Source organism: Rhizobium sp. CF142, from assembly GCF_000281145.1.
Lineage (GTDB): Bacteria > Pseudomonadota > Alphaproteobacteria > Rhizobiales > Rhizobiaceae > Rhizobium.
Genome location: NZ_AJWE01000020.1, coordinates 75,276 through 88,554 on the forward strand (window position 1 = coordinate 75,276; position 13,279 = coordinate 88,554).

A 13,279-nucleotide genomic window follows, 5' to 3' on the forward strand; every position below is an offset into this window, starting at 1 on the left:
TGGCCGTGCCGAATCCGCCCCAGTTTCCTGACGCACAACGGGCTTGTGGTGAACGACAGGACAGTGAATGTTGCAGACGACTTGGGTTTTCAAAGAACCAAGCTGCGTGACAGTCAGGCCTTCTGTTTTTGATCGATCCACTTCCAGGAGCCGTCCGGACCATATTCCAGAACGGCATCATACGCCGCGCGTGGTGCACCCGGTTCGGCGAAGTTGACGCACGCAATCCCTCGTTCCGCCAGGAACCCGAGGATTGCGACCAGAAGCTCGTGACCGAAGATGGTATCGGCCTTTTCCAGAACAATGTATGACGGGACGGCTATGATCGCGCTTGCAAGTAGGACGAGCTGTTGTTCGCGCGGCGACAGCAACGTGGACCAGTCCTGCTCGCTGTCCAGGTCGCTGAGTGCCAAATCGCGCGCGAGGCCGAGATCCCTCAGCAAGGCGAGGATTTGGTCATCCGTTGTCTCGATCGAGCGCTCCGGCGGCGCCAGGATTTGGCGCAGAGTTCCCGGACCCGCATAGGCCCGCTGACCGAGAAACCGCACATGTTGACGAGGTGGGATGACGATGCGCCCGGTCCCTGACGCACCAAGTCCTGCAGTAGCCCGGAACAAAGCAGTGCTCGCGGCATCGCCTTCTCCGGCAACGATCACCCGCGTATCGGCCGGGACGAGGACCGACAAATCCTTCACCAATGGCGCCCCTGTCGGAGACGTCAGCGTCAGGCGTTCGTAGCCAAGGCTCCCCTCGGCCTCGATGAGTTCGAGACTGGAATCTGTCTGGCCGCGGAGATCCTCAATCGCTTCCAAAAACGAGCTGATACGCGCCACGACGGTCGCGAAGTTCGAGATCGAGTTGAATTGTGCGACAATAAACGAGAATGCACCGACGAGCATGGCAAAGGCAGCCGCCGACTGTGTGATGACGCCAAATTCCATGTCAGCGCGCATGAACGCCGGCGCGATAATGACGACCGGAATGATCTGTATCATCCAGTTGTAGCCAGTGGCGAAGAAGCCAACATTGCGATTGATGCCAATTATCCGCCTGAAGTTCGTGGCAAGGCTATCAAACTGCTTCAGCAGCCGATCTGCATGGCGTTGCTCCGCGCCCTCGATCATGATCGATTCTGCGTTTTCCCGGACTTGGATCAAGCCGGACCGGAAGGCCGCTTCGCTGTCGAGCTGGTTATAGTTCAAGTCGATCAAAGGCCGTCCCAACACGATCGTCATGAACGATCCGAAGGCCGCGTAGATGACAGCAGTAAAGAAAAGAAGCGGACTGATCAGCCACAACACGCTCGAAAAAGTGAAGACCGTCAACACGCTGCTGAGTAGCATGAGCAGAAAGGAGAGCGTCGTCGTTGTGAACGCTTTAACATCCTCGGCGATCCGCTGATCAGGATAGGAAACTTTACCCTGAATACCGAGCCGGTAGAAAATACCGTCGGTCATGTAAACGCCGATCGCACGACGGGTGAGGTATTCTCGCCAAAGCAAAGCCAGTCGCTCTTCGGCGAAACGGGCAATCACCGACGCGATCGTCGAGGCAGCAAAAGCGCCAGTGTAGAGGACCGCCTGGCGAACAAATTCGGCAGTCTGCCTTTCTGCGATCGCAGTCATGAAGTGCCGGCCGACGAAACTGTTGACGACATTCAGTGCACTGATACCGCCAAAAAGAATAACCAGGGAGGCGAGAAGGAACCCGGCTCGTCCACCGACATCGGATGTCATGAACAATTTAATCGCACGGACGAACCGTGTTGCCGTCAACTTGAGCGGAATTTGCTGCTTGCCCATAGTCACCCCCAACTTGTGTTAGGACGAACTATAGCGCGAAAAACGTGCGGCAGAGAACGGCGCGCGATCGGATGAGCGGGCCTTCTCCATGGCGGTGGTGACACAGGGCAGGAGAGGCACCCAAACGGGACATGACTCGTGACAATCGATCCCGCTCGACATGCGACGCGTTGCATTTATTTGCTATTTTCGCGGATCAAGCAGGTCGCGCAGGCCGTCACCGAGAATGTTGAAGCCGAGTACGGTGACCATGATCGCGAGGCCCGGAAAGAGCGACATGTAGATGTTGAGGCCGAGATAATTGCGGCCATCGCTCATCATCGCGCCCCATTCCGGAAGTGGCGGCTGTGCGCCAAGGCCGAGGAAGGACAGGCTTGCGGCCGACAGGATGACGGTCCCTGCCGTCAGTGTCGACTGCACGATGATAGGGCCGATCGCGTTGCGCAGGATGTAATGCGTCATGATCCGATGGCGCGAAACGCCGAGCGAGATCGCCGCCTCCACATAATCCATCGCCTTGAGGCCGAGCGTCAGGTTGCGGCTGAGCCGGGCATAGACCGGCACCGAGAAGATCGCGATGGCGATCAGCAGGTTGACGAGGCTAGTGCCGAGCACGCTGACGATCAGGATGGCCAGCACGATGCCTGGAAAGGCGAAGAGAATATCCATGCACCACATGATCGCCTGGTCGACATAGCGCCCCGTCATGCCCGAGACAATGCCAAGCGGCACGCCGACCATGATGGCAAGCCCGACGCTGAGGACGACCTCCAAAAGCGAAATACGAGCGCCGTAGAGCACACGCGCGAAAATGTCGCGGCCGTTATCATCGGTACCGAAGGGATGTTCCCAGGAAGGCTCCAGCATGGTCGAAAGCAGATCCTGCGAATAGGGATCGGCCGAGGTGATGAGTGGCGCAAAGATCGCCGTCAGCACGATAATGCCGATAAGCCCGCCGCCGATGGTGATGCCCTTATGCGTCGCAAGCCAGCGCAAGGCGCGGCGCAGGCCGCTGTTGCCGGTCGAAACCTTTTCCGCTTCGCTGATCGCCATCAGTCGAACCTTATCTTCGGATTGAGCGCTGCGATCGTCATTTCGGCCAGGAAATTCATGACGACGACACCGGTAACGGCAACGAGCGTCACACCCTGGATGACCGGATAGTCGCGATAGCGCACCGAATCGACGAGCAAGCGGCCGATGCCAGGCCAGTTGAAGACCGATTCGGTGACGACTGCGCCACCGATCAGGCTGCCGAAATTCAAGCCGACGATAGTGACGATCGGGATCAGCGCGTTTCTTAGCGCATGGCTCCAGTAGATCGAGCTGGGCGCCACACCCTTGGCTCGCGCGGTGCGGATATAATCCTGCGCCAGCACTTCGATCATGCTGGAGCGCGTCATGCGGGCGATGACAGCCATCGGCAGCACCGCGAGTGTGATCGACGGCAGGATGAAACTCTTCCAGGAGGTGGCGCCAAGAAGCGGTAACCAACCGAGACTGACGGAGAAAGTGTTCATCGCCATCAGCGCCAGCCAGAAATTGGCAATGGAAGCGCCGGCGATGGCAAGCAACATCACGGCCTGGTCCGGCCAGCCATGCCGGTAGATCGCGCCGATCATGCCGGCCGGCACGCCGATCGCAATCGCCAACAGATAGGCAGTGATCGCAAGACCCAGCGTAAAGGGCATCCGCTCGGCGATTTCATCGACGACGGGCAGCTTCGACTTGAGGGACATGCCGAGATCGCCCCTGACGGCGCCATAGGCAAACGACCCATATTGTTCGGCGATGCTGCGATCGAGCCCCAGGCGGGCGCGCATATTATCGACCGCTTCCTGCGTGGCTTCGGGGCCGGCCATCATGCGGGCCGGATCGCCGGGAAGCGCGCGGATGGCGATGAAGATGAGCAGCGACACGCCGATCAGAATCAGCGGCAATGCGAGCAGCTTCTTGAGGATATAAGCTTTCATCGGACCGTCATTGTCAGTGAATCAGGCGGGCGGCGCAATGCGCGGCCCGCCTGGTTACGCATCAGTCCTTGGTGGCTTCCTTGACCACGACGAGGCCGCCGGGAACGACCCAAGTGCCCTTCACATTGTTGCGGGCAGCATAGAGATCCTGCGTCGTATAGAGGAGAACGTGCGGTGCCTGCTCGTTGACCTCCTTTTGGGCATCGACATAGATCGCGTTGCGCGCTTTCTCGTCCAGCGTCGAAGCTGCCTTGTCGATCAATCCATCCAGCTTCGGATCGTTGAAGAAGCCGAGATTGGCGCTGGCCGGCGAAGCACTGGCCGAATGGTAGAGCGGGCGGAACTGCAGGTCGGCGCCATTGACGCCCGAAGACCAGGAGGCAATTACAGAACCCGTATTGGCGGCCGCCTTGCCGGCAGGATCGGCAAAGGCCGCCTTCGACCAGACGCCGCTTTCCATGCGCTGCACATCGAGCTTCACGCCGGCCTTCGCCCACATGGCCTGCAGCAGTTCGCCGATGCGTGCCTCGGGCTCCTGCACGATGGTCGTCATCGAGAAGCCATCAGGATAGCCGGCATCGGCGAGCAGCTTCTTCGCCTTGTCGCCGTCATAGGTGTAAGGCGCAAGCGTCTTGTCATAGCCGGGTGTGACCGGCGCCAACGGCGAATTTGCCGGCGTCGCATTGCCCTGCATGATCGCCTTGACGAGACCGTCGCGGTCGGTCGCATAGTTCAGAGCCTGGCGCACGCGCGCATCGTCGAGCGGCTTCAGTTTGGTGTTGAGCGAAACCCAGAACACTGCCGAGCCGTCTGATTTGCTGACCTTCATGTCCGGATTGGCTGCGAGCTGCTTGGCAAAGGCCGCCGGCAGCGGGTTGACGATATCGGCATCACCCGTCTGCAGCGCCATGTTCATGACCGACGGCTCGGCCGTCCAGGTCCACTTGATCTCGTCGGCACCCTTCGGCGCGCCTCCCCACCAGTCCGCGTTCTTCGTTTCCAGCACATATTCGCCGGACTTGTATTCCTGCAGCTTGTAGGGGCCGGTGCCGACGGCCTTGCTGCCGATCGTGCCGGCAGCATCCGCGGTCGGGCTGACCATGAGGCAGGCGCCTGTAGTCAGCAGCGCGAGAAAAGCCGGATAAGGCTTCTTGAGCTTGAACTGGACCGTGGAGGAATCGACGGCGCTGACGCTATCGATGAAGGTCCGTAGGCGACCGCTGGCGGCAAGACCGCGCTTGGTATCGAGATGGCGGGTAAAGTTCTTCACCACGGCATCGGCATCGAAGGGCGTGCCGTCATGGAACTTCACGCCCTGGCGCAGTTTGAAAGTCCAGACGATGCCGGCGTCATCGCTCGACCATTCCGTAGCGAGCGCCGGCTGCAGGCTCAAATCCTTGGCGCGGGAAAGCAGGCCCTCATACATCGGGTCCAGAACGGCGGCGGTAAACGTCGCCGTCTGATCACCCGGATCCATCGAGCGCGGCGCTTCTGTCTGCATGACCGTCAGCGTGGAAGCGAAAGCCGAAAACGGCGCAAACAGCGCTCCGGCGACAGCGCAGCTCAATGCGAAATGGCGAGTACTGATAAATCTCTTGCGAATGATTTCCATTGGTTCACCCTCTTGTTGATTCTTGAAACCGGCTCTCTGGTCGGCTTTGATCAATTTTGTAATTTATTTTGGTTGATTGGTTCATTTTGTAAACTTATTGTCAAGGCAAAATAGCACGTCGGCAGATCGGGAATTTGTATGTTCAATTCGTCGCAGCGCGAGCTCCTGCGGGTCATAAGCGAGTCCGGCCCCTTAAGCCGGACCGATCTTGCTTCCGCGATTGGGCTCAGCAAAGCGGCGATGAGCGGCATTGCCCGCGAGCTGATCGATCGCGGCGTCCTGCACGAGACGGAGACCGTCTACGGCCAGGGCCGGCCCTCCGTGCTGCTCGACCTGAAACCCGAATGCGCCTTCTTCATTGGCATCTCGCTTCTTGAAGATCCCGCACCGATGATCCTCAGCGATCTCAACGGCAATATCATCGCCCGTCAGCAATTGCCCCATTCCCGCGATCCCAAGGTCATCGCCAATGCCATCGCCTATGGCCTGCCGGAAATCCTGAAGGGCCACCCGCAGGCAAGCTCGAAGCTTGCCGGCATCGGCGTAGCACTGTCCGGCTTCGTCGATGAAAAGCAGGCAACCTGCGTGCAGTCCACGCTGCTTGGCTGGCAGGACGTGCCGCTTGCTGAAATCATCCGTCAGGCGAGCGGCGTCGATACCTTCATCGAAAACGACGCCAAGGCCGTCGCCGTCAGCGAGAAGCTGTTCGGCATTGCCCGCGATACGCCGAATTTCTCGGTCGTCTCGCTCGGAGACGGCATCGGCTGCGCCCATTTTATCGACGGCAGGCTCTATCGCGGCAATCATGGCGGTGCGGGCGAAATTGCCCATGCAACGATCGATCCCGGCGGCGCGCCCTGCCGCTGTGGCAAGCGCGGATGCCTCGACACCGTCGCCTCCATGAAGGCAATCAAGGAGATGGCGCGGGCCGCCGGCCTGAAATGCACTTCGCTGTCCGAGCTGGAAGAGGAAGCTTCACTCGGCACCGCCGAGGCGATCGCCATCATCCACAAGGCCGGCGCAGCACTCGGTCTGGCGATCTCGCATCTGATCCAGATGAATGATCCCGGCATGATCCTCGTCACCCACGTCGAGGGCTCTTTCGACGGCCTGTTCGGCACCGTTGTGCAGCAGGCGATCGAAGCCAATGTTCTTCCGCGTTACGCCGGCCAGACGCCGATCCGCACCCGCCGCGTCGATAGTGACGTCTGGGCGCGGGGCGCTGCCAGCATCGCCGCCCATAATTTTCTGATTGGTCCCAATATAAGCTGAGGTTTCCCATGCGCATCGCCGTTGGTGGCATTCATATCGAATGCAGCACGTACAATCCCGTCCTGAACGAGGAGAAGGACTTCCGGGTGGTGCGCGGCGAAGGACTTCTGGACACACCTTATTTTGCATTCCTGAAGGATTACGAAGCCGAATTCCTGCCGACGGTCCATGCGCGTGCCATTGCCGGCGGTCCGGTCGCCCGTCACACCTACGAGGCCTTCAAGGCGGAGTTCCTCGAGCGCCTGAAGCCACTGCTGCCGCTCGACGGCCTCTATCTCGCCATGCACGGCGCCATGTATGTCGAGGACATGGAAGATGCGGAAGGCGACTGGATCAGTTCCGCCCGCGCGCTCGTCGGCGACGATTGCACGCTCTCGGCAAGCTACGACCTGCATGGCAACGTCACCCAGCGCATCCTCGATGCGCTCGACATGTACTCCACCTATCGCACTGCGCCGCATATCGATGTCGAGGAGACCATGCGACGCTCGGTCTCCATGCTGGTGAAAAGCCTGAAGACGGGCGTGAAGCCCACCCTGCTCTGGGCGCCGATCCCGGTCGTCCTGCCGGGCGAACGCACCAGCACCGTCGATGAACCGGCAAAGAGCCTTTACGCCGAACTGCCCGGCATCGATGCGCTCGACGGCGTCTGGGATGCTTCGCTGATGGTCGGCTACGTCTGGGCCGACGAACCCCGCGCCACCGCTGCCGCCATCATGACCGGCACGGACCGAACCGTACTGGAGCGCGAGGCAAAGCGTCTGGCAAAGGCCTATTGGGACGTACGTGAAGAATTCATCTTCGGCTGCGAGACCGGCTCGATCGAGGAATGCGTCGCCAAGGCGATCGCTAGCCTGACCGGCCCCGTCGTGCTTGCCGAATCCGGCGACAACCCGACTGGCGGCGGCGTGGGCGACCGAGCCGACGTATTGGCCGAGTTGATTGCAAAAGGCGCCACCGGCGTCGTCTTCGCCGGCATCGCCGATAAGGTGGCCACCGAAACCTGCTATGCTGCGGGCGTCGGTGCCACTCTGGAGCTGACGGTCGGCGCCTCGCTCGATACCAAGGGCAGCAAGCCGGTGACGGGACGCTTCATGGTAAAATTCCTGCACGAAACCGCTGACGCGGCCGACCGCCAGGCCGTCGTTTCCATCGGCGGCATCGATCTGGTGCTCTCTGCCAAGCGCCGCCCCTATCACAACATCGTCGATTTTACCCGCCTCGGTCTTGATCCGCACACGGCAAAGATCGTCGTCGTCAAGTCGGGTTATCTCTCGCCGGAACTCGCACCGATCGCCAATCCCAACCTCATGGCGCTCTCGGCCGGTGTCGTCGACCAGTTCGTCGAGCGCCTGCCGCGCCTGCGCAAAGAGCACCCGACCTATCCTTTCGACAAGGATTTCAGCTTCGAGCCGCAGGCTTTCCTTTCTGCGCGCTCCGCGAACCGCTGAGGTTTGAAAGACGAACCAATTGATTTTTGGTACCGCATGCTTGCCTGGCGTGCGGTTCTCGTCAAACCGTGTGCGCACCTTTGGATCTGCCGTAAATCCAGGCCATTAGACCAATAAACAGGCAGATATTTATTTGCACAAAAAAGCGCTTGACGATGCCATTGATTTGGTTTGCATTGAACCAATATTAAATTGGTTCAGTCAGCCATGGATGAAGCACAAGGCAATTCGAACTATGCGCTGGAGAAGCTGAGGGCTCTCCTGCAGTCGGATAGTCTCGATGCCGATGGCAAGCTGCCAACAGAACGTACGCTCTCCGAAATCCTCGGCGTCAGTCGCCGCTCCATCCGCCGCGCTCTGGAGGTACTGGAAGCCGAAGGCCGCATCTGGCGCCGGCAAGGCTCCGGCACCTTTGCCGGCAAGCGGCCGGATGGCTGGAGCAACCATGTCGATTCCATCATCGCCGACACCGATCTCATGGAGATCATGGAAGTGCGCTTGCGCGTCGAACCGCAGCTCGCGCAGCTTGCCGCCATACGCGCCAAGGCAGCCGATATAGAGCGCATGTATGATCTGGTGAAAAAGATCTACGAAAGCACGGATGCCGACGGCCGCGAACTCTGGGACGGCGCGCTGCATCGCCAGATTGCCCAATGCGCCGGCAACTCATTCTTTCTCACGATCTTCGACGTCATCAACCGCGTGCGCCAGGACGAAGCCTGGCAGGCGATCCGCGAGCGCGCCCGCAGCGCCAGCCGCACGCGCGAAGTCACCCATGGCCAGCACACGGCCATCGTCGACGCTATCGCCGCGCGTGACCCAGGAAAGGCCGGCGAAGCCATGCGCCAACACCTGCTGACGCTGCAGGAAAGCCTCATCCGCATCACCTCTCTCGACCACAGCGAAACGGAGGTCGAGAAGGAGCCCACCTGAGCGGGGAAACGGCACGGCGGAGATAACCGACGGCTCGACACGACAAACGTGAAACAAAAACATAACAGAGGAGAATGAAATGAAATTCGCCAGATTGCTGACATCAGCCGCAGCGGCAGCGCTTTTTGCGCTTCCCGCTTTCGCCGTCGAACTGAAGATCGGCCTGCAGGACGACGCCGACGTGCTTGATCCCGCGCAGTCGCGCACCTTCGTCGGCCGCATCGTCTATACTGCGATGTGCGACAAGCTCGTCGACGTCTCGCCCGACCTGAAGATCGTGCCGCAGCTTGCGACGGAATGGAACTGGTCGGCCGACGGCAAGGCGCTCACCATGAAGCTTCGCCAGGGCGTGAAGTTCCAGGATGAGACGCCCTTCAACGCCGAAGCCGTCGTCGCCACCATCGAGCGCAACATGACCCTGCCGGAATCGCGTCGCAAGAGCGAGCTGAGCTCCGTCCAGAAGGTCGAGGCGTCAGGCGAATATGAAGTCAAGTTCACGCTGAAAAGCCCGGACGTCACCCTGCTGGCCCAACTTTCTGACCGCGCCGGCATGATCGTCTCGCCGAAGGCCGCGAAGGAACTCGGCGCGAAGTTCGGCGACCATCCGGTCTGCGCAGGCCCCTTCAAGTTCGTCGAACGCGTCCAGCAGGACCGCATCGTGCTCGAAAAGTTCCAGGACTACTGGAACAAGGACAATGTCTTCATCGACAAGCTTACCTATCTGCCGATCCCGGATTCGACCGTACGCCTCGCCAACCTGCGCTCCGGCGATCTCGACATGATCGAACGCCTGGCCGCAACCGACGCCGAGACGGTCAAGAGCGATCCGAACCTCGTCTACAAGGATGTCGTCAATACCGGTTGGCTCGGCATCTATGCCAATGTCGGCAACGGTGCGCGCGCCGACAACCCGCTGGGCAAGGACAAGCGTCTGCGCCAGGCCTTCTCGCTGGCAATCGACCGAGATGCCGCCATGCAGATCGTCTTCGAAGGCACCGGCGTTGCCGGCAACCAGCCCTTCCCGCCGAGCAGCCCGTGGTTCGACAAGGATGTCCCGGTTCAGGCTCGTGACGTCGAAAAGGCAAAGGCCCTCGTCAAGGCTGCAGGCTTCGATCGCGTGCCGGTCGAAATGCAGGTTCCGAACAGCCCGGTCACGATGCAGATGATGCAGATCATCCAGTCCATGGTTGCTGAAGCCGGTTTCGATGTCAGCCTGAAAGCGACGGAATTTGCGACCCTGCTCAATGAGCAGACCGCCGGCAACTACCAGCTCAGCCGCTCCGACTGGTCCGGCCGCGTCGATCCTGACGGCAATATCCAGCAGTTCGTCAGCTGCGGTGCCGGCCTGAACGACAGCAAATATTGCAATGCCGATGTCGACAAGCTGCTGAACGAGGCTCGCCAGTCCCCTGACGATTCCGTGCGCAAGCAAAAATATGACGCCGCGACCGCAATCCTCAATGACGATTTGCCGATCATCTTCCTTGGCCACCAGTCCTGGATCTGGGCGCTGCACAAGAACATCACCGGCTTCGTTGCTTCGCCCGACGGCATGATCCGCCTCGTCGGCGTGAAGAAGGAAGGCTGATAGCCACACGCCTCAGGGACGCGGCGACCCTCGCCGCGCCCCGCTGATGGTATTGGAGCGCCCATGTACAGGTTCATCGCCAAGCGGCTGCTGGTCGCCATTCCAACTCTGCTGATCATTTCGGTCTTCGTCTTCTCGCTGCAGAAACTTCTGCCGGGCGATCCGGTTCTGGCCATGGCCGGCGAAGAGCGCGATCCGCAGGTGCTGGAATTCCTGCGGGAAAAATATCACCTCAACGATCCCGTCCCCTACCAGTATTTCTACTGGCTCGGCTCGGCACTGAAGGGTGATCTCGGCATTTCGCTGCGTACCAACCAGCCGGTGCTCGAACTGGTGGCCGAAAAGCTGCCGGTCACCATCCAGCTTGCGATCATGTCGATGATCTTCGCCTTCGTGATCGGCGTGCCGATGGGCATTCTGGCGGCAGTCAAGAAGAACACGATCATCGATTATCTCGCCAACATCATCGCATTATCCGGCCTGTCGATCCCGAATTTCTGGCTCGGAATCATGCTGATCCTGCTGATTTCGGTGAACCTCGGCTGGTTGCCAGCTTCAGGCTACGAGCCCTTCTTCTCCAATCCGCTGCGCTCGATCCAAACCATGCTGATGCCCTCCTTCGTGCTCGGCAACGCGCTCGCCGCCACGTTGATGCGCCACACCCGTTCGGCAATGCTGAGCGTCTTGAGCGCCGACTACATCCGTACCGCCCGCGCCAAGGGACTTCCGGAAAGCTCCGTCGTGCTGGAACACAGCTTCCGCAACGCGGTTCTGCCGATCGTCACACTGACCGCTCTGCTTTTCGGCGAACTTCTCGCCGGTGCGGTCCTCACCGAGCAGATTTTCACCATTCCAGGCTTCGGAAAACTCATCGTCGATGCCGTCTTCAACCGCGATTATGCTGTCGTCCAGGGCGTCGTCATCTGCACGGCGATCGGCTTTATCCTGATGAACCTCGTAGCCGATGTGCTCTATGTCCTTCTCAACCCGCGCATGAGAGCTTCGCTATGACCGCAATCGATCAAGTCGCAGCCGCGCCCGTCACGTCTGCAGAGCAGCGTTCGCCGAGCCGCGCCTGGCGTAAGCTGAAAGCCAACAAGGGTGCGCTCGTCGGCCTCGCCATCATCGCCTTCTTCGCCATCCTTGCCATCATCGCGCCGCTCCTGCCGCTCCCCGATCCGAACGCCACGAGCTGGTCGACGATCCGTAAGGCGCCGTCAGCGGCCCATTGGCTCGGCACCGATGATATCGGCCGCGATATTCTCTCCCGCATGATATGGGGTGCGCAGGCCTCGCTGATGGCCGGCGTCTTCTCGGTGGCGATCGCCGTTCTCATCGGCGTGCCCTTCGGCCTGATCTCAGGCTATTTCGGCGGCTGGATCGACATGATCATCTCCCGCATCACCGAAGCCTTCCTGGCGATGCCTTTCCTGATCACCGCGATCGCGCTTGCCGCCTTCCTCGGCCCGAGCCTCAGCAATGCGATGATCGCGATCGGCCTTTCGGCCATGCCTATCTTCGTGCGGCTGACGCGTGGCCAGGTACTGGCGGTCAAGACCGAGGAATATATCGAAGGCGCGCGCTCCATCGGTCTTCGCCATTTCAGCATCATCACCCGCTACATCCTGCCGAATGTTTTCGCACCAATCCTCGTGCAGGCGACGCTGACGATCGCGACCGCCATCATCGCCGAAGCCAGCCTCTCCTTCCTCGGCCTCGGCCAGCAGCCGCCGGCGCCAAGCTGGGGTTCGATGCTGAACGTTGCCAAGAACTTCCTGAGCCAGGCGCCGTGGATGGCGATGTGGCCAGGCATTGCCATCTTCCTCGTCGTTATCGGTTTCAATCTCTTGGGCGACGGCCTGCGCGATGCGCTCGATCCGCGCGAAGCATGACCCTTCGAAAGGACATATGAAATGACCACATTCACGACCCGCCCCGAAATTCTGGGCACATTCGGCGTCGTCACCTCAACGCATTGGATCGCCTCTGCCGTCGGCATGAGCATTCTGGAAAAGGGCGGTAACGCCTTCGATGCGGCTGTTGCTACCGGCTTCACCTTGCAGATCCTCGAGCCGCACCTCGTCGGCCCCGGCGGCGACATGCCGGCGATCATCTATTCGAAGAAGAAGGACAAGGTCGAGGTCATCTGTGCCCAAGGCCCTGCCTCGGCAGGCGCCACTATCGAGCACTATACGTCCGAGGGCCTGAAACTGATCCCCGGCGACGGCCTGCTGTCAACCGTCATTCCCGGCTCCTTCGACGGCTGGATGCTGATGCTGCGCGACTACGGCAGGCTGAGCGTGCGCGACGTGCTGGAGCCGGCAATCTATTACGCCGAAAACGGCCATCCCATGCTGCCGCGCGTCTCCGCCACCATCACGGGTCTTGCCGAATTCTTCGAAAAAGAATGGCCGACCTCCTACGAGACCTGGGTGCCGGGCGGTTCGGTTCCCGAACCGCATTCCAACTTCAGGAACCCGGTTCTCGCCGAAACCTGGAAACGCATCATTTCAGAAGCGGAAGCAAAGCAGGGCCGCGAGGCGCAGATCGAAGCGGCCCGCAACGCTTTCTATCGCGGCTTCGTCGCCGAGAAGATCGCAAACTATCTGAAGACGGCCGAAGTGATGGATGCGAGCGGCAGGCGCCAC

General features: G+C 60.4%; 11 protein-coding genes. 7 read left to right on the forward strand and 4 right to left on the reverse strand.

Annotated features, from left to right (window positions below):
• Positions 1 to 113: 113 nt before the first annotated feature.
• The 4 genes from PMI11_RS06285 to PMI11_RS06300 form a co-directional block, all read right to left on the reverse strand.
• Positions 114 to 1,802, reverse strand: coding sequence for an ABC transporter ATP-binding protein/permease (locus tag PMI11_RS06285; RefSeq protein ID WP_007814614.1), 1,689 nt, complete (start codon positions 1,800 to 1,802; stop codon positions 114 to 116).
• Positions 1,803 to 1,985: 183 nt separating this feature from the next.
• Positions 1,986 to 2,855: an ABC transporter permease gene (locus PMI11_RS06290; RefSeq protein ID WP_007814617.1), complete on the reverse strand. Its 870-nt coding sequence runs from the start codon at positions 2,853 to 2,855 to the stop codon at positions 1,986 to 1,988.
• Positions 2,855 to 3,775: an ABC transporter permease gene (locus PMI11_RS06295; RefSeq protein ID WP_007814619.1), complete on the reverse strand. Its 921-nt coding sequence runs from the start codon at positions 3,773 to 3,775 to the stop codon at positions 2,855 to 2,857. Before PMI11_RS06295 ends, PMI11_RS06290 begins: the two co-directional genes overlap by 1 nt.
• 61 nt (positions 3,776 to 3,836) lie before the next feature.
• Entirely contained in the window at positions 3,837 to 5,387 is a 1,551-nt protein-coding gene (locus PMI11_RS06300; protein WP_007814620.1) for an ABC transporter substrate-binding protein, read from the reverse strand.
• 138 nt (positions 5,388 to 5,525) lie between these two features.
• Between PMI11_RS06300 and PMI11_RS06305 the strand changes: the two genes are divergently transcribed.
• The 7 genes from PMI11_RS06305 to PMI11_RS06335 all read left to right on the forward strand — a co-directional run.
• Positions 5,526 to 6,659, forward strand: a complete 1,134-nt coding sequence (locus PMI11_RS06305) for an ROK family transcriptional regulator (RefSeq protein ID WP_007814622.1) — start codon at positions 5,526 to 5,528, stop codon at positions 6,657 to 6,659.
• Between the two features lie 8 nt (positions 6,660 to 6,667).
• Entirely contained in the window at positions 6,668 to 8,110 is a 1,443-nt protein-coding gene (locus tag PMI11_RS06310; RefSeq protein WP_007814623.1) for a M81 family metallopeptidase, read from the forward strand.
• A 207-nt stretch (positions 8,111 to 8,317) separates the two neighbouring features.
• On the forward strand, positions 8,318 to 9,043 hold the full coding sequence (locus tag PMI11_RS06315; RefSeq protein WP_007814625.1) for a FadR/GntR family transcriptional regulator: 726 nt from the start codon (positions 8,318 to 8,320) through the stop codon (positions 9,041 to 9,043).
• A gap of 79 nt (positions 9,044 to 9,122) precedes the next feature.
• Positions 9,123 to 10,631, forward strand: a complete 1,509-nt coding sequence (locus PMI11_RS06320; protein WP_007814626.1) for an ABC transporter substrate-binding protein — start codon at positions 9,123 to 9,125, stop codon at positions 10,629 to 10,631.
• Between the two features lie 63 nt (positions 10,632 to 10,694).
• Positions 10,695 to 11,642 (forward strand): ABC transporter permease, encoded by a 948-nt coding sequence (locus PMI11_RS06325; protein ID WP_007814628.1) that lies wholly within the window; start codon positions 10,695 to 10,697, stop codon positions 11,640 to 11,642.
• Positions 11,639 to 12,523: an ABC transporter permease gene (locus tag PMI11_RS06330; RefSeq protein ID WP_007814631.1), complete on the forward strand. Its 885-nt coding sequence runs from the start codon at positions 11,639 to 11,641 to the stop codon at positions 12,521 to 12,523. The genes PMI11_RS06325 and PMI11_RS06330 overlap by 4 nt, the downstream gene beginning before the upstream one ends.
• Before the next feature lie 21 nt (positions 12,524 to 12,544).
• The coding region (locus PMI11_RS06335; protein ID WP_007814633.1) for a gamma-glutamyltransferase at positions 12,545 to 13,279 on the forward strand (735 nt) is incomplete at its 3' end.